Genomic DNA, 21,754 nt, shown 5'->3' with positions numbered 1-21,754 from the left:
CCCTATTTGCCACCTTTGACAGGGAAAGGGCTTGCAAAAGCACCTCATCCCGTCGGCGATACATTTGGTACGGAGAGAGCGGAAAAACGGATCACGAAATTCGGATGTCGAGATTTGAAACAGTGGGGTTACCCACCGGTTCTTGAGTGAATCCCGGTCGTGAAATCAAGCGGTTACGGCGCAAGATTCAGCTAGTTCAATTGTTGTCTGAAAACGCGCACCATATTCTCACCCATCACCTTGCGAACCTGCATTTCGGTCAGACCCTGCGCCAGCAAAGCTGACGTCAAGGTGGCCAGTTCAGAGGTGTCAAACGCCGTTTCAACCGAGCCGTCATAGTCCGAACCCAGCGACACATGATCTTCTCCCACGGTATCGATCGCGGCCTTGATCATCCTGGCGATACCGGTCGGAGTGATGTCGCCGCAGGTCACATCCGCCCAATAACCCATGCCAATGACGCCCCCGGTTGCGGCGATGTCCTGCATCAGGTTGTCCGGAAAATTGCGTTTGACCGGGCAGAACCCGTGAAGACCGCCATGGCTGACAATCAGGGGGACGTCGGTCATTGCGATCACCTCATGAGCGACCTGCGGGCTGGAATGGGCAAGGTCGATGACGACAGGGCGCTGCGCCAGTTCTGTCACGACTTGACGGCCAAACTCAGTCAGGCCGGTTTCGCCGTAGCCATGCAGCGACCCGCCCAGTTCATTGTCGAAAAAGTGGTGCAGTCCAAAGACGCGGTGCCCGGCATCGAACAGCGTGTCCAGATTGCTCAGGTCACCTTCCAGCGCGTGTGCGCCTTCGATGCCCAGAATGCCTCCGACAACCGACTGACCCGCGGCACGTGCGGCCAATACGGTGTCCAGGTCAGCGCGGGTTTTGATAACCTTCAACTGGCCGTCCGAAGAAGCCTCGAACTGGTGCAGCTTTTCGGCCTGATAGACGGCGCGTTCTTTGAGGCTGTCCCAGGTGCGTAAGGGCCAAAGCTGCCCGATCGCCAGAAGGGTGATGTTGTCGAACGCCTCGACCGAGTTTGCCTCATAGTTCTGTCCGGCGGGGGATTTGGTCACAGCGGTAAAGACTTGCAAGGCTACGTTGCCTTCGATCAGACGGGGGATGTCGACTTGACCCCGTGTGCCGCGTTCGTTCAGATCTCGGCTCCACAACAAGGGGTCTGCGTGCAGGTCGCCGACAATCAGGGTTTCGTGTAAGGTGGCAGCGTCCCCCGATATTTCAAAGGGTGCGTGGTCGATCACGCTGTTGCGTTTCGCTTCGATGTAAGACGGCAGAAATCCGAAAAACACCACAGCACCGACGATCACCGCAAACCCGAGCAGAACGCCTATCCATTTGAAGACCCGCTCCATTCTCACACCCTCCCGACCTGTACGGGCAGATTAGGGTGGTTCCTTGCAGATAAAAGCCTGACTTAACGTCGGAAGGTTGCTAGAAGGGCGAGAAACTGTCTGTTAGCGTTAACTTTCGGGTTCAGCTGAGATCACGCATGTCGGAGGAGAATATGCAAAAACCAGTTCAATGGGGTGTTCTGGGCGCTGCCAAATTTGCGCGCCAATTCATGGCGCCGGCTATTCACGCAGCCAGCGGCGCGCGTCTGGCTGGGCTGGCTACATCCAGCGCGGCCAAGGCCGAACCGTTCCAGGCCTATTGCCCCGATCTGACGGTTTACGACAGCTATGAGGCTCTGCTTGCCGATCCTCAGATCGAAGCCGTTTATATCCCGCTGCCCAATCACCTACATGTGGAATGGGCCCTCAAAGCGCTGGATGCGGGGAAACACGTGCTGTGCGAAAAGCCCATGACAATGACCGCGACCGAGTTTGCACCGCTGATCCAAAAGCGGGATGAAACAGGTTTGCTGGCGGCCGAGGCCTATATGATCGTGCATCATCCTCAGTGGCAGTTGGTACAAAAACTGATCGCGGACGGAGCTATTGGAAATCTTACGCATGTGACCGGTGCGTTCAGTTTCGACAATCGTGCGGATACTACGAACATCCGCAATCGCGCCGAAACAGGTGGTGGGGGGCTGCGTGACATCGGCGTCTATGTGATCGGCGGTGCGCGGTTTGCGACAGGTCAGGAGCCGGTGCAGGTCGGTTCCGCGATCCGGTGGGAAGATGGTATCGACACCTTTACGGAAATCCGCGCGCAGTTTCCGGGGTTTACCTATTCTAGCTATGTCTCGATCCGCATGCACCCGCATCAGGAAATGGTGTTCCACGGAGAAGGCGGTGTAATCCGCCTGACTGCGCCGTTTAACGCGCGGGTCTTTGGCGAGGCACGGGTGGAGTTGCACCGCCCGGGGCTTGAGGTTCAGGTCATGCGTTTCCCCGGCGACGACCACTACAAACTGCAGGTCGAGGCATTCTGCCGCTCGGTGCGCGAAGGGGCGGTGTATCCGTGCCCTCTGGAATTCTCGCGTGGAACGCAGGAAATGATTGATCTGGTTCTGGAAAGGGCCGTGCCACTCTGACTTGCCACGCTACGCACCGCCGGGCTAATCTGGCCGGTACCTGATCAGGAGAGAGGCCCATGGCAGGCGGCTGGGCGCGCGATGGCGCGGTGAGTGAACAGATTGAGGCGTCCATATCGGACGAGTTGGCCCGGATGCAGGCGCAAAAGCGCCCGGTAGGGGAAAGCCTGACCCATTGCGCCGAATGCGAAGAGCCGATTCCAGAGAAGCGGCGGCTGGCCTTGCCGGGCGTCAAGCTGTGCCTCGATTGCCAGCAGGAACGCGACGGAGCCTTCAAGGCGCGTTCGGGCATTAACCGGCGCGGCTCCAAAGACAGCCAGCTGAAGTAAACGGGGCAGTGGGATGCCTAAAGCCAGCCTTCTGCAAAACGGTCTGGTTCTGGGGTTTCTTGCTGCGTTTCTGTGGGGCACGCACAGTGTCATCGTTCGCTATTTAACCGCTGATCTTGGGGGGATGCAGATCGCGGTGACCCGCCTGTTCATCGCCACGCTCACCATATTCGGCTTGTTGCGGGCGATGCACATTCCTGTGTCGATCCGACTGGGCGACTGGAATTTCCGTCTGGCTGTTTTGTCGACAGTGGTCAACTACATCCTTTTCCATATCGGGCTGGAGCATACCGGTGCAGCCAACGCTATGGTGCTCGAAAATACAGCTCCTTTCTTTGTTCTGGTGTTCCTGTATTTCTTTGCGGACACCCCGGTCACACGCACCGATTTTCTGGCCACAGCTTTGGCCATTCTGGGCGTTTTTCTAACAGTTTACCGGGACTTCCAGGGAGGCGGAGAGCCCTTGTTTGGTGATCTGCTTGAGATTGGCGCAGGACTAAGCTGGGCAGTGTTTCTGATCTCCAGCAGCCGCGCAATGCGGAGTTCTGAATCGACCGGCGATCGATTGAATTTCCTGTTCGGAATCTTTCTGTGTTCGGGCGTTCTGCTGGTCCCTGTGGCTGCGTTCTCGCTGCAGCTACCTACCACCAATGACGTGGTGTTGCTGATTCTGTTGGGTGTACTGCCAACCGCTTTGGCCTACTACCTTTGGTACGAGGCTGCTGCGCGGGTGTCGACATTGACGGCGACCTTGATGTTTGCCGCTTCTGTGGTGTTCACCTTTGTCAATTCGGCTTTGTTTCTGGGGGCCGCAATCACACCGATTGCAGCCCTTGGAGCCGTGTTGATCGTGGCCGCCGTGTTCCTGACGACCAAAAGCGAGAAGTGATCAGCCTTCCATTGCTTCCAGTTCGTCGATGAAGCCTGAAATCATCGATAGGCCCTTGTCCCAGAACTTAGGATCGCTCGCATCCAGCCCGAACGGGGCAAGCAGTTCCTTGTGATGTTTGGACCCGCCAGCGCGCAGCATCTCGAAATACTTGTCCTCGAACCCTTCCGATCCGCTTTCGTAGACGGAATAGAGCGCGTTCACCAAGCCGTCGCCGAAGGCGTAGGCATAGACGTAAAAGGGTGAGTGAACGAAGTGCGGTATATAGGCCCAGAAAGTTTCATACCCATCCATGAATTCAAACGCCGGGCCAAGGCTTTCGGCCTGAACGCTCATCCACAGGGCATTGATGTCGTCCGGGGTCAGTTCGCCTTCGCGGCGGGCGGCGTGGAGCTTGCATTCGAAGTCGTAGAAGGCGATCTGGCGGACTACCGTATTTATCATGTCTTCGACCTTACCGGCCAACAGAACCTTGCGCTGTTCCGGCGTTTCGGCCTGATCCAGCATCTTGCGGAAGGTCAGCATCTCACCAAACACCGAGGCAGTTTCTGCCAGTGTCAGAGGTGTTGAAGAAAGCATCTCTCCCTGGTCGGCGGCCAGCACTTGATGGACGCCGTGGCCCAACTCGTGCGCCAGGGTCATCACATCGCGCGGTTTGCCCAGATAGTTTAGCATCACATACGGATGCACTTCGGTCACGGTCGGATGTGCAAAGGCACCCGGAGCCTTGCCCGGTTTTACAGCTGCGTCGATCCAGCCTTTCGAGAAGAACGGCGCTGCAATCTCACCCATGCGGGGATCGAAGGCGTTATAGGAATCCATTACGGTCTTCTCGGCTTCTTCCCAGCCGACAACCCGGGTGTCTTCCATCGGCAGCGGCGCGTTGCGGTCCCAGACCTGCATCACATCCAGCCCCAGCCATTTGCGTTTCAATTCATAATAACGATGGCTCAGCTTAGGATAGGCGGCCACAACGGCCTCGCGCAGCGCCTCGACCACTTCGGGTTCGACGTCGTTGGACAGGTGACGGCCGGTCTGCGCAGTCGGCATGTTGCGCCAGCGGTCGACGATTTCCTTTTCCTTGGCCTGCGTGTTGTGCACACGGGCGAAGGTCTTGATGTTGTCTTGAAACACAGCAGCCAATTCGCGCGAGGCGGCTTCGCGTTTGCTGCGATCCTGTTCCGTCAGCAGGTTCAGGGTACCCTCGATATTCAGCTCTTCACCGTCGACGGTGAAGGTCAGACTTGCGATGGTTTCGTCGAACAAACGCTCCCATGCGTCGCCAACAACACCCAGATCGTGCAGGAACTTCTCCAGTTCGTCCGAAAGCTGATAGGGTTTCATTGCCCGGATGCGGCGGAAGACCGGCTCATAGCGTGCCAGATCGACATTTGCATCGAAACGCGCCTTTAGCGCGTCATCGTCGATCCGGTTGATTTCCAGCGTGAAGAAAACCAGAGGCGTAGTGAAGATGGTAATTTTTTCCTGCATGTCCGACAGGAACTTGGCGCGTTCGGCATCGGTGGTCAGCTGGTAATACCGCAGACCGGCGAATGACATGATGCGACCGGCAATCGAGTTGATCTTTTCGTTGCGCTGGACGCAAGTCAGCAGGCCTTCGGCATCCAGATCCGCCAGCTTACCCTCGTAGTCGGCTGCAAAAGACGCGCATTCGCCCTCCAACCAGTCCAGATCGCGGTCCAGCTCCGGCGCTTTTTCCGAACTGTAGAGGTCGGTCAGATCCCATTCCGGCAGGTTGCCAAGATCGCCGGCTCCTCCGGCTGCGTTTGCGTCTCGGACGGGAAAGGGAAGGTCGCGCATGGATCACCTCGGAATATCTGCTTTCGCAAACATCTAGGCGCGGGCGGCCCGGATCACAAGCCGCCATTGCGTGAGTGTATCTTTAGTTCGAGAGGGCAGGCGCAGGTGCAGCGCCCGATTGCGCGGCTAGAAAATGCGCGGCCAACTGGTCGTAGACAGGGCCACGCACCTCAGGCGGCTCCATCAGCACCTCGTGTTCACCGTCGGGGATTTCCACCAGCGTACCGTTGGGCCAGTTCGCCATCCGCGCGCGGATCGCCTTCCGGTCAACGATTTGCTCATGGCTGCCCAGGATGGTCAGGGCGGGTGTCGCGGGGGCGGTTTGTTCCATCAACCAGGCGCATTCGTCCAGTGCTTCGCGCAGCCAGATCGTCGACGGCGCACCGAGGGCCAGTTCGGGGTGCGCAATCAGTTGATCCTTCATCATCTGGTACATCGCCGGATCACGTGTCAGCACGTTGCCGTCAAAGGGTTGCGAGGCAACGTAGCTTTCCAGCGACGTGGTCGGAGGGGTCTTTTCCCCCAGCCCGATGCGCGGCCCCCAATAGGCGGTCAATCGGCTGAGCGGTTTCATGATCGGAGTGAAAAAGATGCCCCACATGGGGCCGGTAAAGGCGCAGGCGGTAAAACAGTCGCGCTCAAGAACTGCGCGCAGGCCAATCGCGCCGCCCATCGAATGGCCGATCACGTACCATGGCTTCGGCAACTCAAGTTGCTCGGCCAGATCCAGAGTGGACTTCACATCCTGCTGATAGTCGGTGAAGTGCTCGACATGTCCGACGCGCGGGTCTTCAAGCAGACGGTCTGCCAGCCCCTGACCACGCCAGTCAACGGCCAGACAGGCAAAGCCGCGACCAACAAATTCAACTGCGGCATCGCCATATTTCTCGATGTATTCCGTTCGACCGGGGAACAGCATCACCGTGCCGTTTGCCTCGCCTTCGGGGCGCCAGTGGCCTACGCGAATCCGAATGTTGTCCGAAGTTGTCACCCAGTGAGCGGCACCACCGGCGGGTCCGCCGGCCACGTCTTCATAAAAAGGGGCCGGCGAGACCTGCATCAGGCCAGCACCGAAGCGAGTTTCATGGCAACACCCATGTCACCGTCCACGCTCAGCTTGCCCGACATGAACGCACCGGTGGGGTTCAGGTCGCCGCTGAGGATCTGTTCAAACGTGTCTGCATCGGCGCTCAGGGTTACGTCGGTTTCTTCGTCGCTGACGCGTGCGCCGTTTGCGTCCAAAACGATAGCGCCCAGATCGGCAATGGCAAACTTGGCCGATGCGTCGAAATCGCCGCCGGTCAATTTTTCGTTCAGCGCGGCCGCGGCCTTTTCAAGAGTGTCGCTCATTGTGTTCCTCATATTGTTTCTGCGCCGTGAATGGACATCCCCGGTCGCAACGCTACACTGAACATTGTTATGGGCATTGCAATCAACAATCTCAAAGGTACCGTTGCGGCATTTTTTGTCACAGTCATGTTTTCCACCAGTTCCGCCGCGCAACAGGCGGACCTGCGGGATGAGGTCGCGCTGTTGCAGCAACTGGCGCTGGCCACACCGGAACAGGCGATTGGATTGGATCGGCAGCTCAAGGCGCTGTGGTCGCAATCCGGCTCGGCTTCGGCGGATTTGCTGTTGGAGCGCGGGCGCGAGGCTCTGGAAGACGGAGATACTTTAACCGCTATCGAACACCTGACGGCGCTGACCGATCACGCGCCCGGATTTGCCGAAGGCTGGCATTTGCGGGCTTCGGCGTTTTTCGGAATGGATCGCTTTGGCATGGCGGCAGCCGATCTTGAGCACGCGCTGACGTTGAACCCGAATAACTACGAAGCGATCTACGGTCTCGGGCTGATCTTCGAGATCATCGAACAGCCCGACAAAGCGCTCGACGCCTATGAGCGCGCGCTGGCTATACATCCTCATCATGAAGAAGTAACCAATGCGGTGAATCGACTGAAGCCCCAGGTCGAGGGCTCGGCCCTCTAAGAGACGGGGCAGGGGGCAAAGGTGAGCGGGTCATCCCGAATCGTGGCCGTACTCGGCCCGACCAACACAGGAAAAACCCATTACGCTATCGAGCGGATGCTGGGGTATCGGACCGGTGTAATCGGTCTGCCGCTGCGTCTGCTGGCGCGCGAGGTTTATGACAAGATCGTCGCCATTCGCGGCCCGTCCGTTGTGGCGCTGGTCACGGGTGAAGAGCGGATCGTACCGCCGCGCACCCAGTACTGGGTTTGCACAGTCGAGGCGATGCCCGAGGGCATGGGCGCGGATTTTGTGGCCATCGACGAGATCCAGCTCTGCGTCGATCCCGAACGCGGCCATGTCTTCACCGACCGCCTGCTTCGGGCACGCGGAACCAATGAGACGCTGTTTCTGGGATCAGACACTATGCGCGGCTCCATCGCGGCGCTGGTGCCCGAGGCTCAGTTTGTTCGCCGTGAACGGATGTCGCAGCTCGTCTATGCGGGCTCGAAAAAGATCAGCCGAATGCCGCCGCGCAGTGCGATTGTCGGGTTCTCAGTCGATAGTGTCTATGCGATTGCCGAGCTTTTGCGCCGCCAAAAAGGCGGTGCGGCCGTGGTCATGGGGGCGCTCAGCCCGCGCACGCGGAACGCGCAGGTGGACCTGTATCAAAATGGCGAGGTCGACTACCTGGTCGCCACCGATGCCATTGGCATGGGGCTGAACCTGGATGTTGATCACGTCGCCTTTTCCTCCCTAAGCAAATTCGATGGCCGCCGGATGCGTCCGCTTGCTCCCAATGAGTTGGCCCAGATCGCAGGCCGCGCTGGTCGCGGGATGTCGGATGGCACGTTCGGCGTGACCGGTGAGGCTCCGCAACTAGAGGAAGGCGTGGCGCAGGCCATCATGGACAGCCGGTTCACGCCGATGAAAAAGCTGAACTGGCGGAATGCCGCCCTGCGGTTTGGCTCGGTTGCGGCGCTGATCGACTCGCTTGAGGTCAGTCCAAACGACGAACATCTGATCAAGGCACGGCCCGCGGATGACCTGAATGTGCTGAAATCACTGTCGCAAGTGACCGAGGTAGCGGCACGCGCCAGTGACCCCCAATCCGTCCGATTGCTGTGGGATGTGTGCCGAATCCCGGATTTTCGCGGCATAAGCCATGCCGAACACGCCAGCCTGCTTGAAGTGATCTATGGTCACTTGCATGAACGCGGATCGATCCCGGATGATTTCATGGCGCGGCAAATCCGTCGAATCGACCGCACGGATGGGGATATTGATGCATTGTCCAAAAGGTTGGCATATATTCGCACTTGGACATATGTTGCGCAGCGAAACGGTTGGGTGCGTGACGAATCACATTGGCGTGACGAAACGCGCACTGTAGAAGACAGGCTGTCGGACGCATTACATGACCGACTGACACAAAGATTTGTGGACCGGCGCACATCTGTGCTGCTGCGCCGGCTCAAACAGAAGGAGGCCCTTTTGGCCGAAGTAAATGACAAGGGTGAAGTGACCGTCGAAGGCGAATTCGTCGGTCGTCTGGAAGGGTTCCGGTTTAGCCCGGACAAAAGCGCGCAAGGAACTGAGGCGAAAGCTCTGAAATCGGCCTCCCTGCAAGCTCTCGCGCCGCAATTCCATCTGCGCGCCGATCGCTTCTACAATGCGCCCGATACCGAAATTGATTTCACCGATCAGGGTGGCCTGATGTGGGGCGAGTATGCCGTCGGCAAACTGGTTGCCGGGGCAGAGCCTCTTAAGCCGTTGGTCGAGGTTTTTGTGGACGAGGCCGCAGGACCGGATGTCGAACAGAAAGTTCAGCGTCGGTTGCAGCATTTCATCGACCGCAAGGTCGCAGCGCTGTTCGAGCCGTTGCTGAACCTGTCGCGCGACGAAGAACTGACCGGTCTGGCCAAGGGTTTCGCCTTCCGCATGGTCGAAGCACTGGGCGTGCTGCCCCGCGCGGGCGTTGCACAAGAGGTCAAGGACCTGGATCAGGACGCCCGCGGCGCGCTGCGCAAGCACGGCATTCGCTTTGGCCAGTTCACGATCTTCATGCCGCTACTGCTAAAACCTGCTCCGACGCGTCTGCGTCTGGTTCTGTGGGCACTGGCCAATGGGCTGCAGGAATTCCCCGAAGCACCGCCTCCCGGGCTGGTCACCGTTCCGGTCGCCAAGGACGCGCCCGAAGGGTACGACACCATGTGCGGCTACCGCGATGCAGGTGAGCGCTCGATCCGGATCGACATGCTGGAACGTCTGGCGGACATGCTGCGAGCCGAAGACAGCCGTGGTGGATTCGAAGCGAAGCCTGACATGTTGTCGATCACCGGTATGACGCTGGAACAGTTCGCCGACCTGATGCAGGGCCTGGGCTACAAGGCTGAACGTGGTGAGCGTGAAAAGGTGAAACCTGCTCCGGCAGAGCAACCCAACACGGAAGCGACCGAACAACCGGTAACCGAAGAAACCCCGGCACCGGTCGCGGAAACCGAAGAGGTCGTCGCCCCCGCCGAGGCGCCAGCCGAGGCCACCGAAAGCACCGAGGCGGTAGCTGAGGTTCTGGAATCAGAGGAACCCGGGGTCGAAGTATTCTACACCTTCACCTGGGGTCGTCAGCGCCAGGCCAACCGGGGCCCGCGTCGTGAACAGCGGCAGGGGCAGGGCAAAGGCAAACCGCGCGGGAAGCCTCAGGACGGGCGCGGCAAGCCGCAGGGTAAGAAGGGGGGCAAGCCGCAAGGTGCTAAGTCCTTCTCGTCCCGTCCGCCCAAGAAGGAAAAGGCTATCGATCCCGATAACCCGTTCGCAGCAGCGTTGATGGGTTTGAAGGACGGTAACTAAACGCCGATGGCCGAGGCCAAGCTGCGGATTGACAAATGGCTGTGGCAGGCGCGGTTCTTCAAGACCCGCAGCCTGGCCGCCAAACAGGTCAGCGGAGGCCACGTCCGGCTGAACGGAAACCGGATCCTGAAACCGGCGCAGGCCGTAGGACCCGGAGACGTCCTGACCTTCCCACAGGGTCGCATCGTGCGGGTGGTTCGGGTCGAAAAGCTCGGCGAGCGACGCGGCCCGGCGCCCGAGGCGCAGACGTTGTATTTCGATATGTCGGAAAAACGGGACGCCCCACCCAAAAATCCGGGATTCGAAGGAAAAGGTCGTCCGACCAAGAAAGATCGGCGCGCGCTTGATCTTTCTCGCACCAAAGAGGGCTGATCTTCCCTTGAAGACAATGCAATACTGGATTAGCTAACGCCCAAAGCGCAAATGGGAATCCGACCATGACCTACGTTGTCACTGAAAACTGCATCGCCTGCAAATACACCGACTGTGTCGAGGTGTGCCCGGTGGACTGTTTCTACGAAGGTGAGAACACTTTGGTCATTCACCCCGACGAGTGTATTGACTGCGGCGTGTGCGAACCTGAATGCCCCGCCGACGCCATCCGCCCCGACACCGAACCGGGCATGGACCAGTGGGTCGAATTCAACCGGAAATACTCGGAACAATGGCCGGTGATCGTGACCAAGAAAGACCCGCTGCCCGAAGCCGAAGAACGCGACGGTGAAGAAGGTAAAATGGAGAAGTATTTCTCGGAAGCGCCCGGCGAAGGTGGCTGAGCGATTCGCTCTCTGAACTTGTTCGTTCAGGTGTAATAACAGGTTGCATTGCTTTGAAAAGCATAGGCTTTCAAGGCTGCAAATGGACGTGGCCTTTCGGGCGTCGTAATTTTGTGATATAATCGTAAGCTGAATGATGACTGAGATGGGGATGTGCTCCGTAAGTATGACTGCTTTGGAGTTCTGATTTAATTACAAACCAGCCGCTTGGCGGAGCCGAAAAAGGCTCCGGCTCAGGTTTTTTTGTTGTCCCGTATCTCGCTCTGTAACCAAGGATGAACCTGTATGTCTAAGTCGAAAAAGCTTGAGTTCCGCCCGAACGACTATGTTGTTTACCCTGCGCATGGCGTGGGTCAGATCATCTCGATCGAAGAGCAGGAAGTCGCGGGATACTCGCTTGAGCTGTTCGTCATCTCCTTTGAAAAAGACAAGATGACCCTGCGAGTGCCGACCAACAAGGTCACCGAATCCGGCCTGCGGTCACTCAGCTCGCCGGATGTCATCAGTCAGGCGATGAAAACCCTGAAAGGCAAGGCCAAGGTCAAGCGTGCTATGTGGTCCCGCCGGGCGCAGGAGTACGAGCAAAAGATCAACTCGGGCGATCTGATTTCGATCGCCGAGGTGGTTCGCGACCTGCACCGCACTGACGATCAGCGCGAGCAGAGCTATTCCGAGCGTCAGCTGTACGAAGCCGCGCTCGAACGCCTGACCCGCGAAGTGGCTGCTGTCTCTGGCGCTGGCGAGGTTTCGGCTGCCAAGCAGGTGGATGAGGTCCTGACCTCGCGCGCTGCCTGATCGCTGCCAACACGGAATTTGGGGCCGCTCCTGCAAGGGGTGGCCTTTTTCGTCTCTGGTCTTGGTGAATTCTGCGTTTGCCGCTAATTTTCCTGTAACCAGAGGCGGATACATGATCGGGATAAAGCAAACCGTAAAGTTTCTGTACGTTGCGCATGAACCGGTTTCGGTCTGGTTCCGCTATGGTCTGATCCTGTTCGACGCGGTGTCGATCGTGTTTTTTGTGGCCACGGCAAACATCCCGCATGGTCCGGGGATCACCATTGCCAGCCTGTGCGTCGGGTTTCTGATTCTGCTGGATTTTCTGGCCCGGATGTGGATTGCAAAGGACCGGTGGAAGCTGCTGCGCAAGGTCTACACGCTGGCGGATATCGTCGTGATCTCCTCGCTGCTGCTTGAGCCTTTCTTGCCAGGGAACTTGGCCTTCGTGCGGATTTTGCGTGCCTTGCGTCTGATCCATTCCTATCATCTGTTGCGCGACCTACGGCGTGACAGCCAGTTTTTCCGGACGCATGAAGACGCCGTTATCGCAGCGATCAACCTGATGGTGTTCGTGTTCGCGACCTCCACGGCGGTTCTTGTGTTCTTTATCCCCGACAACAGCCAGACCGCGTATATCGATGCCCTCTATTTCACCATGGCAACGCTGACCACGACCGGGTTCGGTGATATCACCTTGGCGACTCCGGGTGGTAAGTTGTTTTCGGTGTTCATCATGGTGGTGGGCGTGGCGCTGTTCGTACGGTTGGCCCAGGCGATCTTTTTGCCACAGAAAGTCCGGCACAAATGCCCAAGCTGCGGACTTTACCGTCACGACCCGGACGCGGTGCATTGCAAGCATTGCGGCGAAACCCTGAGGATCGAAACCGGCGGTACGACCTAAAGTGCCGCCACAGTTATGGCCAGAAAGGCCAGTTCGGCCAGTTGTTGCGTCGCACCCAGAATGTCACCGGTTTGGCCGCCGATTTTGGTTTTCGCGACCTTCGCAAGCACAGCGACGACCATAGCAGCAATGAGGACGGGAAGGGTGGCTGCGAACCCCATCAAAAGCGCGGCGCAGAAAACGGCCAGTACAAGCCCGGCCGCAACTGTTGTGCCGCGTGGCCCACCGACTGTATGGCTCAGGCCGCTGTTGCGGGCGTTGGGCAAGGTGCTCATCAGAACCGGCATGAACGCGCGGGACGCGATGCAGGCGGCGAGAACGGCACCGTAGGCTCCAGCCGTCAGCAAGGCTGCGATCAAAGCGACGCGCATCAATTGGGTGAAGATCAGCGTCAGAACCCCATAGGACCCGATATGGCTGTCCTTCATGATTTCCAACCGGCGCTCCCGCGTGAACCCGCCCCAAAGCCCGTCTGCTGTGTCAGCCAACCCGTCTTCGTGCATGGCGCCGGTTGAAATCACCAGCGTTGCGGTGACGAGTACAGCAGCGACCATTGCAGGCAAGCCCAATGCCATCGAAATCCAACCAACGGTGCAGGCCAGCAGGCCCACCACCAGTCCTACCACGGGAAAAGCCCAGGCGGAATCGGCCTGACGTGCAAAGGTTTTTTCGGGCAGGCGCGGTACCGGCAGGCGAGTCAGTAGCACCAGCGCCAGCGGAATATCCCATGCGGAAATCAGGGTGTTGTCGTTTTTATACACTCCCGCGCCTTTCCGGGTCTTGTTGGATTGAACGCTTCGGTTAAACACACAGGACCACTCTGATGCAACGAGGCTTTCGATGCTGCCTGAACTTAATGATCTGAAAACACTCCGTGATACTCTGAGCCAAGCACCCGCTCCGGATGAAACTGCACTGCAACGGGCGGTTGACCGCAATGGACAGCTGACCAAGCCGCCGGGTGCGCTGGGTAGGCTCGAGGATTTGGCTATATGGTATGCGGGGTGGCGCGGGGATGCGCGCCCGCAGGTTAGCTCTCCGCAAGTGATTGTGTTTGCGGGCAATCATGGCGTCACGGCGCAAGGCGTCTCGGCCTTTCCACCGGAAGTGACCGTGCAGATGGTAATGAACTTTGAACACGGTGGCGCGGCGATCAACCAGTTGGCCAAGGCTGCCGGTGCCACGATGGATGTACACGCGCTGGATTTGGATGCGCCCACCGCCGATTTCACCGCAGGTCCGGCCATGTCCGAGGATGAGTTGTTGCAGGCGCTGTGCACCGGTTGGAATGCCGTTGATCCCAAGGCGGATCTGCTGGTTGTGGGAGAGATGGGGATTGGAAACACCACCCCGGCTGCTGCGATCGCCTGTGCCCTGTTCGGCGGAGACGCGTCTGACTGGACCGGGCGGGGAACCGGTGTGGATGATGCCGGACTAATCAACAAAACCCGCGTCGTGGCCGAAGGCGTGGCCCTGCACGCAGGGGCTGGTGACGGTCTGGAGGTTCTGCGTCGCCTCGGTGGGCGCGAGATTGCTGCCATGGCCGGTGCCATCGCCGCCGCGCGTGTTCTGCGCATTCCGGTCATTCTGGACGGTTTCATCTGCTCGGCGGCTGCGGCCTGTCTGGCAAACGTCTCCGCAGGAGCCCTGGATCACGCCATTGCCGGGCACCAGAGTGCAGAAGGCGCGCATGGCGCTGTGCTGGAAAAGCTCGGCAAGGAACCGTTGCTGAAACTCGGCCTGCGATTGGGCGAAGGCTCGGGCGGAGCGCTGGCGATCAACATTTTGAAAAGCGCGGTAGCCTGCCATTCGGGCATGGCCACCTTTGCCGAGGCCGGAGTTTCAGACGGATAAACTTAACGGCCTGACCCGCATTTCAGGGTCAGGCCGATTTCTGGGCGTGCTTCTCGGCCAGTTCCAGAAGCTCTGTTTCCAGATCTTTCTCGAACTGTTGCGCGCGTTCGATGTATTTTTTGTTTTCCGCCGTCGGCATCCCGGGGATCCAAAGCTCGGCAAGTTCGCGGATCGATGCGCGGTCGTGGCGGTAGAATGTCTGTTCGGCCTGCGCGGCCTCGTATTCACTGAGGCCGATATTTTCGAGGACATAACGCCCGGCTCGCAGTGAACTGTCGAACATCTCGCGTACGATATCGTTCGCGCCTGCCTGATACAGCTCGTACACATGGGTTCGGTCATGGGCGCGGGCGATGATGTGCAGGTCCGGGCGCTGACGTCGGGCAAAGCTGACCAGACGTGTCACCTGTTTGCGGTCATCCATCGCGGCAACAAGCACAGTCGCTTTCTCAAGCCCTGCGGCGCGCAACAACTCTGGCCGGGTCGGATCACCCAGAAACCCTTTGACGCCAAAGCGACGCATCAACTGGATGGTGTCGATATTATGATCCAAAACGATGGTTTTGAAACCGCTGGCGCGGACCAGACGGTTCACGATCTGACCAAAGCGGCCGATGCCCGCGATGATCACGGGGCCTTGCTCATCTATTTTATCCGGTTCCGGCTGCGGACCGCTGTCCCGAATCCGGCGGGAGAGCAGATCGTAGATGATGAACAGCAGCGGCGTGATCAGCATGGTCAGGGCGATGATCATCAGTAGTTTCTGCGACAGGTCGGACGGGATGACATTCTGCTGCGTCGAAAAAGCCAGCAGGACAAAGCCGAACTCCCCCGCCTGTGCCAAGCCTAACGTGAAAAGCCAGTGGTCCCGTCCGCGCAGCTTGAAGGCGCGGCCTACGAGGAAGAGAATGATCCCTTTGAACAGAATTACCAGAAGGGCCAAACCGAACAGTTCGAGCGGGTCATTAAAGAAATAGGCGACATCGATCCCGGCGCCGACCGTGATGAAGAAAAGGCCCAGGAACAAGCCTTTGAACGGCTCAAGGTCGCTTTCCATCTCATGCCGGAATTCCGAGCTGGCCAGAACAACGCCCGCCAGAAAGGCGCCAAGGGCAGGCGACAGGCCAACAAGCGTCATCAGGAAGGAAATCCCCACCACGATCATCAATGCCAGCGCGGTATACATCTCGCGCAGGCGGGTGGCGTGGATAAAGCGGAACAGGGGCCGTGTCAGGTAGACGCCCGCAAGGATCACGAAGGCGATTGCACCGATGGTGACCAGTGTCACGGCCCAGCCCGGCAGGCCTTCGACCAGAGACAGGCTGTGATGGCCTGCATCGTGCAGGTCTTTCACGCCCCGGTCGATCGACCCGTCGCTTTTCAGATGCGGTATCGAAGGCAGTGCAAGCAACGGCAGCAGCGCCAGAATTGGGATGACGGCGATGTCCTGCGTCAGCAGCACCGAAAACGTGGCGCGGCCGCCATTGGTCTGCATCAGCCCTTTTTCCGACAGCGTTTGCAGTACGATTGCGGTCGAGGATAGGGACAGGGTCAACCCGACTGCCAGCGCAACCGACCAGGGATGGTTTGCATACATGGCGACGCAGGCGATGGCAGCTGTCGACAGACCGACCTGCAGACCGCCCAGGCCCAGCAACCTGTCACGCATATCCCACAGCGCACGCGGCTCAAGCTCCAGCCCGATAAGGAACAGCATCATGACCACGCCAAACTCGGCCACGTGTTGTAGGCTTTCGGTTTCGGCACCGACCAGGCCGAATACGGGGCCGATGACGATGCCCGCGGCCAGATACCCCAACACGGACCCCAGCCCCAGACGCGCCGACAGGGGCACGGCAATCACGGCGGCTGCCAGATAGATTGAGGCCTGATAGAGGAAATCGTCCATGTCGGTCCTTTCGGTCAGGTCAGGTGGGTAAAGGGGCGTCGCGCTTGAGCTGATCCATCACGATTTGGCTTTGCACCCGTGCGACCGCAGGATGCGGCAGTATCACCTCGTGAAGCAAGCGGTTGAGCGCAGTTAGATCGTCGCAATAAACGCGCAGCAGGTAATCCGCCTCACCGGTCATCGTCCAGGCGCTGGTGATCTCGGGGCGTGAGTGGACCATGCGGGCGAAACTCTCCGATTGTTCGGGGCCATGTGTGCCTAGGTGCACCTGAATGAACCCCTGAACATGTAGACCCAGCTTCAGCGCGTCCAGCCGCGCGGTGTATCCGGTGATGTAGCCCTCAGCCTCCAGCCTTTGCCGCCGCCGCCCGGCCTGGCTGGGTGACAGGTTCAGCATTTCCCCCAGTTGATGCGCGGTTAGATGGGCATTCTTTTGCAGGGCAGAGAGCAGGCGCGTGTCGGTAGCATCCAGCATATGCGGACTTTCTTCGTTTTTGCTCGAAATAATGCAGCTTCTGCGCGTACTTTAACAGGATACACGAAAACAATGCGCAGAAACAGCGTTGATTAAGGCGTATTTTAGAATCAGCAAAGAAATTCCTGTTTTAATGAGGTGCACCATGGGTCCTTTCCCGCACAACGCCCCGAAATCTGTCATCAGCAAGGAAAACCCGGTCGGTACCGACGGGTTTGAGTTTGTGGAGTTTGCGCATCCTGAGCCTCAGGAACTGCGTGATCTGTTCGCCAAAATGGGCTTTGAACAGGTTGGCTACCACACGGACAGGCCTGAGGTTGAGCTGTGGCAGCAAGGTGATGTAACGTACATTCTGAATGCCGACACCGAAAGCTTCGCCGCGCGGTTTGTTGCCGAGCACGGCCCCTGCGCATCCGCGATGGGCTGGCGTGTCGTGGACGCAAAAAAGGCCTATGATCACGCGGTGTCCAAAGGCGCAGAACCCTATGATGCTGCAGACAAGACCATGGATGTTCCCGCAATCAGGGGTATCGGCGGGTCGCTGATCTATTTCATCGACCAATACCATGACACTTCGCCTTATAATCAGGAGTTCACCTGGACTAAGCAGTCCAAGCCGCGCGGCGACGGGTTTTATTACCTCGATCACCTGACGCACAACGTCTATAGCGGGAATATGGACAAGTGGTTTAAGTTCTACGAGACCCTGTTCAACTTTCGCGAAATCCGGTTCTTTGACATTCAGGGCAAATATACCGGCCTTTTCAGCCGCGCCCTGACATCGCCTTGCGGCCGCATCCGCATTCCGATCAACGAAGATCGTGGCGAGACCGGGCAGATCGTGTCCTACCTGAACAAGTACAAGGGTGAAGGCATCCAGCATATCGCGGTAGGCAGCGATGATATCTATACTTCGACCGATGCCATTGCCGAGAAAGGGTTGAAGTTCATGCCCGGACCGAACAAGGCCTATTATGACATGTCCAAGGATCGCGTCACCGACCACGACGAGCCGCTGGACCGGATGATGAAACATGGCATCCTGATCGACGGTGAGGGTGTTTTGGACGGCGGCGAAACCAGAATCCTGCTGCAGATCTTCTCGAAAACCGTGATCGGACCGATCTTTTTCGAGTTCATTCAGCGCAAAGGCGATGATGGGTTTGGCGAGGGGAACTTTCAGGCCCTGTTCGAGTCCATTGAACGAGAGCAAATCGAAAGCGGCGAAATTTCAGCAGCTTAATATCATAAGTTAAAGCGGGCGTTCTCGTCCGCTTTAACCTCGTGGCATTTTTAGCGTCAGGTTCCGGCCCTTTTTCTGATAGCGCAGCTCGCTGTCACCGATTGCAATAACTTTGCCCCCGTCCAACCTGTCACCCACTTTCAGTTTCATGTAGCGGCCGCTGGGCAAGCGCACCAGCGCCCGACGGTTGGCGGGCGTGCCATAGACGCCGATCAGGTTCAGCTTGCGCAGGTTCAGCGCATTGTCGATCGTTGCTTGCCGCGCAACCGAGGCTGATGACGGAATCTTGGGCGCCACGGCCTTGGGCTGGAAAGATCCGGTTTCGACCTGACCAATACCGGCCGTCGAACCCAAACTGGCAGTTTGGGTGCTCGACGAAGGGGCAAGACCCGTAGGGCGTGTTTTTGGACGCGGTACGCGCAGTCCCCCCAGCACAGCAGGGGCAGGTGTTTCTTCAACCTCTGGTCGCTGCAGCGACGCAGGGCGAGTTTCGGGGCGCAGCGCCGCCAGCTCCTCGCGAGACCGTCCACCCAGTTGCTGACGCTCGAACCGCTCGATCAGGTCACCAGGGCGCGGTTTCGGGCGCAGCCCGGCCAGACGGTCTGAGGGCTCTTCAAGGGTCGGTTCCTGCTCGAACCGGACGGGGGGTGGTGGCGGTGCCTTGGCAGGGCGCCCGAGATAGACGGCAATCCCCTCGGGGTTCAATGTTCCCTCAGCACTGGGAGCGACAAGCCCTCGTTCATCCAGGTCAAACCGGGAACCGGCAACGCTGGGTAGGGCGACCTGATCAAAAGGTACGTCGGTGGCAAAGCTTTCAACGGAAGGCTGGGCAATTGCGTCGTTGGACAGGTTGGATTTGTCGATGGAGGCCAGATACAGCTCGTCCTGCGGGGGCAGAACCGGGGGCGTCAGAGGGGCGGGCGTGATGATCTCGATGCCGGGTTGTGCTGGGGTGTCTTGCGGTTCGGGGTCGCGATCAATATCTTCGACAACCGTTGGCGCCACATTTAGCGCTTCGAGAATCGCGTTATCCGTGGGGGAAAGCTCAGGTACATCGACAGGAGGGACATCCGGTTCACGCCCGGCTGTTTCAGCGGGCGGCGCTTCGGGTTCGGCCGGAACTTCCGGCTTGGTGTCACTGACCTGAATGTCAGGCTCGGGCAGGGTGATTCCGACCTGCGCCGTTTCGGGCTCTTCGTCACTGTCCGGCGCGATCAGAGCCCATGCCCCTAACGCCACCGCAGCGGTGATCGCAGCTGCCGCCGGTACGGCGTATCGTTTGGCAAGCGCTTCAAAGTTCGCCTTGGGCGTCTCATCATCGGACGGCGCGCGGAACAAGTCCGGAGCCGTTGTGTCGGCGATAGCGTGGACGTTGGATGCAGGGATATCCCTGTCCTGCGGTGCCGCCAGGCTTTCGCTTTTCTCGTCCGAAAACAGGGGCTCGGTCGGGAACTGGGCCTGATCGGTGTCCGCCGTGAACTGAACTGGAATAAACCCGTGTTCGGTTGTGAAATCGCGTGCTTCGCCCAGCGTCTGTCTCGCGATGGCCGCAACGTGGGCGGTGGAACCGACCGTTGCGACGTCAAAAACCAGATCATCGACCGAGTATGGTGTTGCATCGGCCAGCGCGGACCGGGCCTGTTTTGTGCGTTCTTCCGGCGTTTCTCCATCTGTTTCCGTTGACAGGAACCGGACCTGATCTGCCGGAATCACGACCTTGCAACTCAGGTTGTTTTCCAGCGCGAACGCCTTGTCCCGCAAGGCATGAAGCTGAGCGTTCAGGTCTGGCGCATCCAGTGCGACCTCACCAATGCAGTACCAGTCGTCATCCGATTGGTGGTGCACAGATATCTTGGTCGCAGAAAAAGACAGCGCAAAGGCGGGTTTCATATTCCCGAAGAACCATAATTGTCAGCATCAATGCAAACGACATCTCGTCCGCAGAGTGACATTAAAGCAGGTTCCCGCCGAGGGAAAGAAAAAGCCGGATGTTCCCCTTGTTTGATCGGCCCTCACATCCCCATGTTGGTTCTGGAGAAATTGGAGGGAAGACCTTGAAGAAAATCGCTTTTCTGGCCGCGATGATGGCCGTGACCGCAGCGGGCATGGCCCATGCGGAAGAACGTCGCATCACGGTGGATGCGGCCGGAACCGTTCAGGCCGCGCCCGATATGGCGACCATAACTCTGGGCGTTACAAACGAAGATGCCGAGGCGTCGAATGCCATGCAGGCGACCTCTGATGCCGTTGCACAGATTTTGAAGCGGCTGGAGGATATGGGCGTCGAATCCCGCGATGTGCAGACCCGTGATCTGTCGCTGTCGCCGGTCTGGTCCGGGCGCAACAACCCCAGCGGCGAACGGCCCGAGATTTCCGGCTTTGTCGCCTCGAACAACGTTCAGGTGCGTGTGCGTGATCTGACCAAGCTGGGTTCCATCATGGATGCGGTCATTCAGGACGGCGCCAATGATTTCGGCGGGCTGAGCTTTGGTGTACAGGACCCCGCGCCGCTGCAGGCAGAGGCGCGCGCCAAGGCCGTGGCCGAAGCCACTGCAAAAGCTGAGCAATTGGCTCAGGCAGCCAGCGTGACTCTGGGGCAAGTCCAGACGATCAGCGAACAAGCTGGCGGCATTCGTCCCGCGCCTCAGATGCGTGCGATGAGCATGGCCGAGGCCGGCGGCGTTCCGGTTGCGGGGGGCGAGATTTCAGTCTCGGTCAATGTGACGATGGAATTCGGGATTTCCGACTGAGCCGGCAGCTTTGGCGCGGGCCTTCAGCGGTTGTCGCTGCTGGCCCGTCTGGTCGAAATTGTCAGGTGACAGCCAGGCCTCGAACGCGGTCTTGATGCGCGGCCATTCACTGTCGAGGATCGAATACCACGCCGTATCGCGGTTGCGACCCTTGTAATGGGTTGCCTGCCGGAAAATGCCCTCGAAGGTAAAGCCCAACCGCTCGGCGGCGTTGCGGGATACCTCGTTCAGAGCATCGCATTTCCACTCGTATCGACGATAGCCCAGTTCGTCGAACACACGGCGCATCATCAGGTACATAGATTCGGTCGATTGCGGGCTGCGCTGCAACAGGGGTGAGAAGTGGATATGGCCGACCTCGATCACACCCGCCGCGGGTGCAATCCGCAGAAACGAAGCCACGCCGACCGGCGTTTCATCACTGTCGAGCACCGTGTGGAACATCGGGTCGGCATCCATGCAGGTCGCGCGAGCCCATTCAACAAAATCGTGTTCCGAGTCGAACGGCCCATAGGGCAGATAGGTCCAGTTGCGACCGTCCGTATCGTTGGCAAACGCCCGGTATAGTCCGGGCGCGTGCCGATTCACGTCCAAGGGAACGACAGAACAATACTGACCCTCCATTGGCGTATAGGGCGGCGTCGGACGAGGGAAGTCGCCCGGAACCGGCCTGCCGATGGGTTGGCCCTGATCGTTGGTGTCGTGTCCGCTCATC

At 58.8% G+C, this 21,754-nt stretch carries 21 protein-coding genes; 12 read left to right on the top strand and 9 right to left on the bottom strand.

The genetic code is table 11. The annotated features are described in order from the left end of the window. Positions 1 to 191: 191 nt before the first annotated feature. A complete protein-coding gene (locus ACR0IK_RS04765; protein ID WP_480640630.1) occupies positions 192 to 1,370 on the bottom strand; it encodes a dipeptidase in 1,179 nt (392 codons plus the stop codon). Between the two features lie 152 nt (positions 1,371 to 1,522). On the opposite strand from ACR0IK_RS04765, the gene ACR0IK_RS04760 reads away from it, so the two are divergent. Genes ACR0IK_RS04760 through ACR0IK_RS04750 form a run of 3 tightly spaced genes read left to right on the top strand, consistent with a single transcriptional unit; the run spans position 1,523 to position 3,715 of the window. After that, positions 1,523 to 2,497, top strand: a complete 975-nt coding sequence (locus ACR0IK_RS04760) for a Gfo/Idh/MocA family protein (RefSeq protein WP_480640629.1) — start codon at positions 1,523 to 1,525, stop codon at positions 2,495 to 2,497. Between the two features lie 59 nt (positions 2,498 to 2,556). Beyond that, a complete protein-coding gene (locus tag ACR0IK_RS04755; protein WP_480589667.1) occupies positions 2,557 to 2,826 on the top strand; it encodes a DksA/TraR family C4-type zinc finger protein in 270 nt (89 codons plus the stop codon). Positions 2,827 to 2,839: 13 nt separating this feature from the next. Further along, entirely contained in the window at positions 2,840 to 3,715 is an 876-nt protein-coding gene (locus ACR0IK_RS04750) for a DMT family transporter (RefSeq protein WP_480640628.1), read from the top strand. Here the strand turns inward: ACR0IK_RS04750 and ACR0IK_RS04745 are convergent, their stop codons facing one another. From ACR0IK_RS04745 to ACR0IK_RS04735, 3 genes are all read right to left on the bottom strand, one after another. After that, positions 3,716 to 5,536, bottom strand: coding sequence for a M3 family oligoendopeptidase (locus ACR0IK_RS04745; RefSeq protein WP_480640627.1), 1,821 nt, complete (start codon positions 5,534 to 5,536; stop codon positions 3,716 to 3,718). It lies immediately after the preceding gene. 82 nt (positions 5,537 to 5,618) lie between these two features. Next, a complete protein-coding gene (locus ACR0IK_RS04740; RefSeq protein WP_480640626.1) occupies positions 5,619 to 6,596 on the bottom strand; it encodes an alpha/beta fold hydrolase in 978 nt (325 codons plus the stop codon). After that, the gene (locus ACR0IK_RS04735) at positions 6,596 to 6,886 is read right to left on the bottom strand and encodes an SCP2 sterol-binding domain-containing protein (protein WP_480589671.1); all 291 of its coding nucleotides are present in this window, start codon (positions 6,884 to 6,886) and stop codon (positions 6,596 to 6,598) included. The genes ACR0IK_RS04740 and ACR0IK_RS04735 overlap by 1 nt, the downstream gene beginning before the upstream one ends. A 30-nt stretch (positions 6,887 to 6,916) precedes the next feature. On the opposite strand from ACR0IK_RS04735, the gene ACR0IK_RS04730 reads away from it, so the two are divergent. The 6 genes from ACR0IK_RS04730 to ACR0IK_RS04705 all read left to right on the top strand — a co-directional run bounded on the left by ACR0IK_RS04730 (position 6,917) and on the right by ACR0IK_RS04705 (position 12,808). Beyond that, a complete protein-coding gene (locus tag ACR0IK_RS04730) occupies positions 6,917 to 7,525 on the top strand; it encodes a tetratricopeptide repeat protein (protein ID WP_480589672.1) in 609 nt (202 codons plus the stop codon). A gap of 21 nt (positions 7,526 to 7,546) precedes the next feature. Next, positions 7,547 to 10,354 carry a helicase-related protein gene (locus ACR0IK_RS04725; protein ID WP_480640625.1) on the top strand — a complete coding sequence of 936 codons (2,808 nt, stop codon included), beginning with the start codon at positions 7,547 to 7,549 and terminating at the stop codon, positions 10,352 to 10,354. 6 nt (positions 10,355 to 10,360) lie between these two features. Beyond that, positions 10,361 to 10,726, top strand: a complete 366-nt coding sequence (locus ACR0IK_RS04720) for an RNA-binding S4 domain-containing protein (protein WP_480640623.1) — start codon at positions 10,361 to 10,363, stop codon at positions 10,724 to 10,726. A 65-nt stretch (positions 10,727 to 10,791) separates the two neighbouring features. Further along, on the top strand, positions 10,792 to 11,130 hold the full coding sequence (gene fdxA / locus ACR0IK_RS04715; RefSeq protein WP_170324594.1) for a ferredoxin FdxA: 339 nt from the start codon (positions 10,792 to 10,794) through the stop codon (positions 11,128 to 11,130). A 285-nt stretch (positions 11,131 to 11,415) separates the two neighbouring features. Then, positions 11,416 to 11,925 (top strand): CarD family transcriptional regulator, encoded by a 510-nt coding sequence (locus ACR0IK_RS04710; protein ID WP_170381457.1) that lies wholly within the window; start codon positions 11,416 to 11,418, stop codon positions 11,923 to 11,925. A gap of 112 nt (positions 11,926 to 12,037) precedes the next feature. Further along, positions 12,038 to 12,808: an ion channel gene (locus ACR0IK_RS04705; protein WP_480640622.1), complete on the top strand. Its 771-nt coding sequence runs from the start codon at positions 12,038 to 12,040 to the stop codon at positions 12,806 to 12,808. Here ACR0IK_RS04705 and cobS read toward each other — a convergent pair. Beyond that, positions 12,805 to 13,569 (bottom strand): adenosylcobinamide-GDP ribazoletransferase, encoded by a 765-nt coding sequence (cobS, locus tag ACR0IK_RS04700; RefSeq protein WP_480640620.1) that lies wholly within the window; start codon positions 13,567 to 13,569, stop codon positions 12,805 to 12,807. The two genes, ACR0IK_RS04705 and cobS, sit on opposite strands and share 4 nt — an antisense overlap. A gap of 79 nt (positions 13,570 to 13,648) precedes the next feature. Between cobS and cobT the strand changes: the two genes are divergently transcribed. After that, on the top strand, positions 13,649 to 14,662 hold the full coding sequence (cobT, locus tag ACR0IK_RS04695) for a nicotinate-nucleotide--dimethylbenzimidazole phosphoribosyltransferase (RefSeq protein WP_480640619.1): 1,014 nt from the start codon (positions 13,649 to 13,651) through the stop codon (positions 14,660 to 14,662). A gap of 28 nt (positions 14,663 to 14,690) precedes the next feature. Here the strand turns inward: cobT and ACR0IK_RS04690 are convergent, their stop codons facing one another. Together ACR0IK_RS04690 and ACR0IK_RS04685 are read right to left on the bottom strand one after the other, a co-directional pair. After that, a complete protein-coding gene (locus ACR0IK_RS04690; RefSeq protein ID WP_480589678.1) occupies positions 14,691 to 16,571 on the bottom strand; it encodes a monovalent cation:proton antiporter-2 (CPA2) family protein in 1,881 nt (626 codons plus the stop codon). A 19-nt stretch (positions 16,572 to 16,590) separates the two neighbouring features. Continuing rightward, positions 16,591 to 17,046, bottom strand: a complete 456-nt coding sequence (locus ACR0IK_RS04685) for an Lrp/AsnC family transcriptional regulator (protein WP_480589679.1) — start codon at positions 17,044 to 17,046, stop codon at positions 16,591 to 16,593. A gap of 145 nt (positions 17,047 to 17,191) precedes the next feature. On the opposite strand from ACR0IK_RS04685, the gene hppD reads away from it, so the two are divergent. Continuing rightward, complete coding sequence (hppD, locus tag ACR0IK_RS04680; protein ID WP_480589680.1) at positions 17,192 to 18,289, top strand: 4-hydroxyphenylpyruvate dioxygenase; 1,098 nt, start codon at positions 17,192 to 17,194, stop codon at positions 18,287 to 18,289. Between the two features lie 33 nt (positions 18,290 to 18,322). Here hppD and ACR0IK_RS04675 read toward each other — a convergent pair whose 3' ends face one another. Next, a complete protein-coding gene (locus tag ACR0IK_RS04675; protein WP_480640618.1) occupies positions 18,323 to 20,179 on the bottom strand; it encodes a hypothetical protein in 1,857 nt (618 codons plus the stop codon). Positions 20,180 to 20,343: 164 nt separating this feature from the next. On the opposite strand from ACR0IK_RS04675, the gene ACR0IK_RS04670 reads away from it, so the two are divergent. Then, on the top strand, positions 20,344 to 21,039 hold the full coding sequence (locus ACR0IK_RS04670) for an SIMPL domain-containing protein (RefSeq protein WP_480589682.1): 696 nt from the start codon (positions 20,344 to 20,346) through the stop codon (positions 21,037 to 21,039). Here ACR0IK_RS04670 and ACR0IK_RS04665 read toward each other — a convergent pair. After that, complete coding sequence (locus ACR0IK_RS04665; RefSeq protein ID WP_480640617.1) at positions 20,995 to 21,753, bottom strand: GNAT family N-acetyltransferase; 759 nt, start codon at positions 21,751 to 21,753, stop codon at positions 20,995 to 20,997. The two genes, ACR0IK_RS04670 and ACR0IK_RS04665, sit on opposite strands and share 45 nt — an antisense overlap. Between the last annotated feature and the right edge of the window lies 1 nt (position 21,754).

Source organism: Ruegeria sp. BF7 (assembly GCF_056538605.1).
The sequence above is the reverse complement of the archived record's forward strand: the minus strand, read 5'-3'. Positions and strand labels throughout refer to the sequence as shown.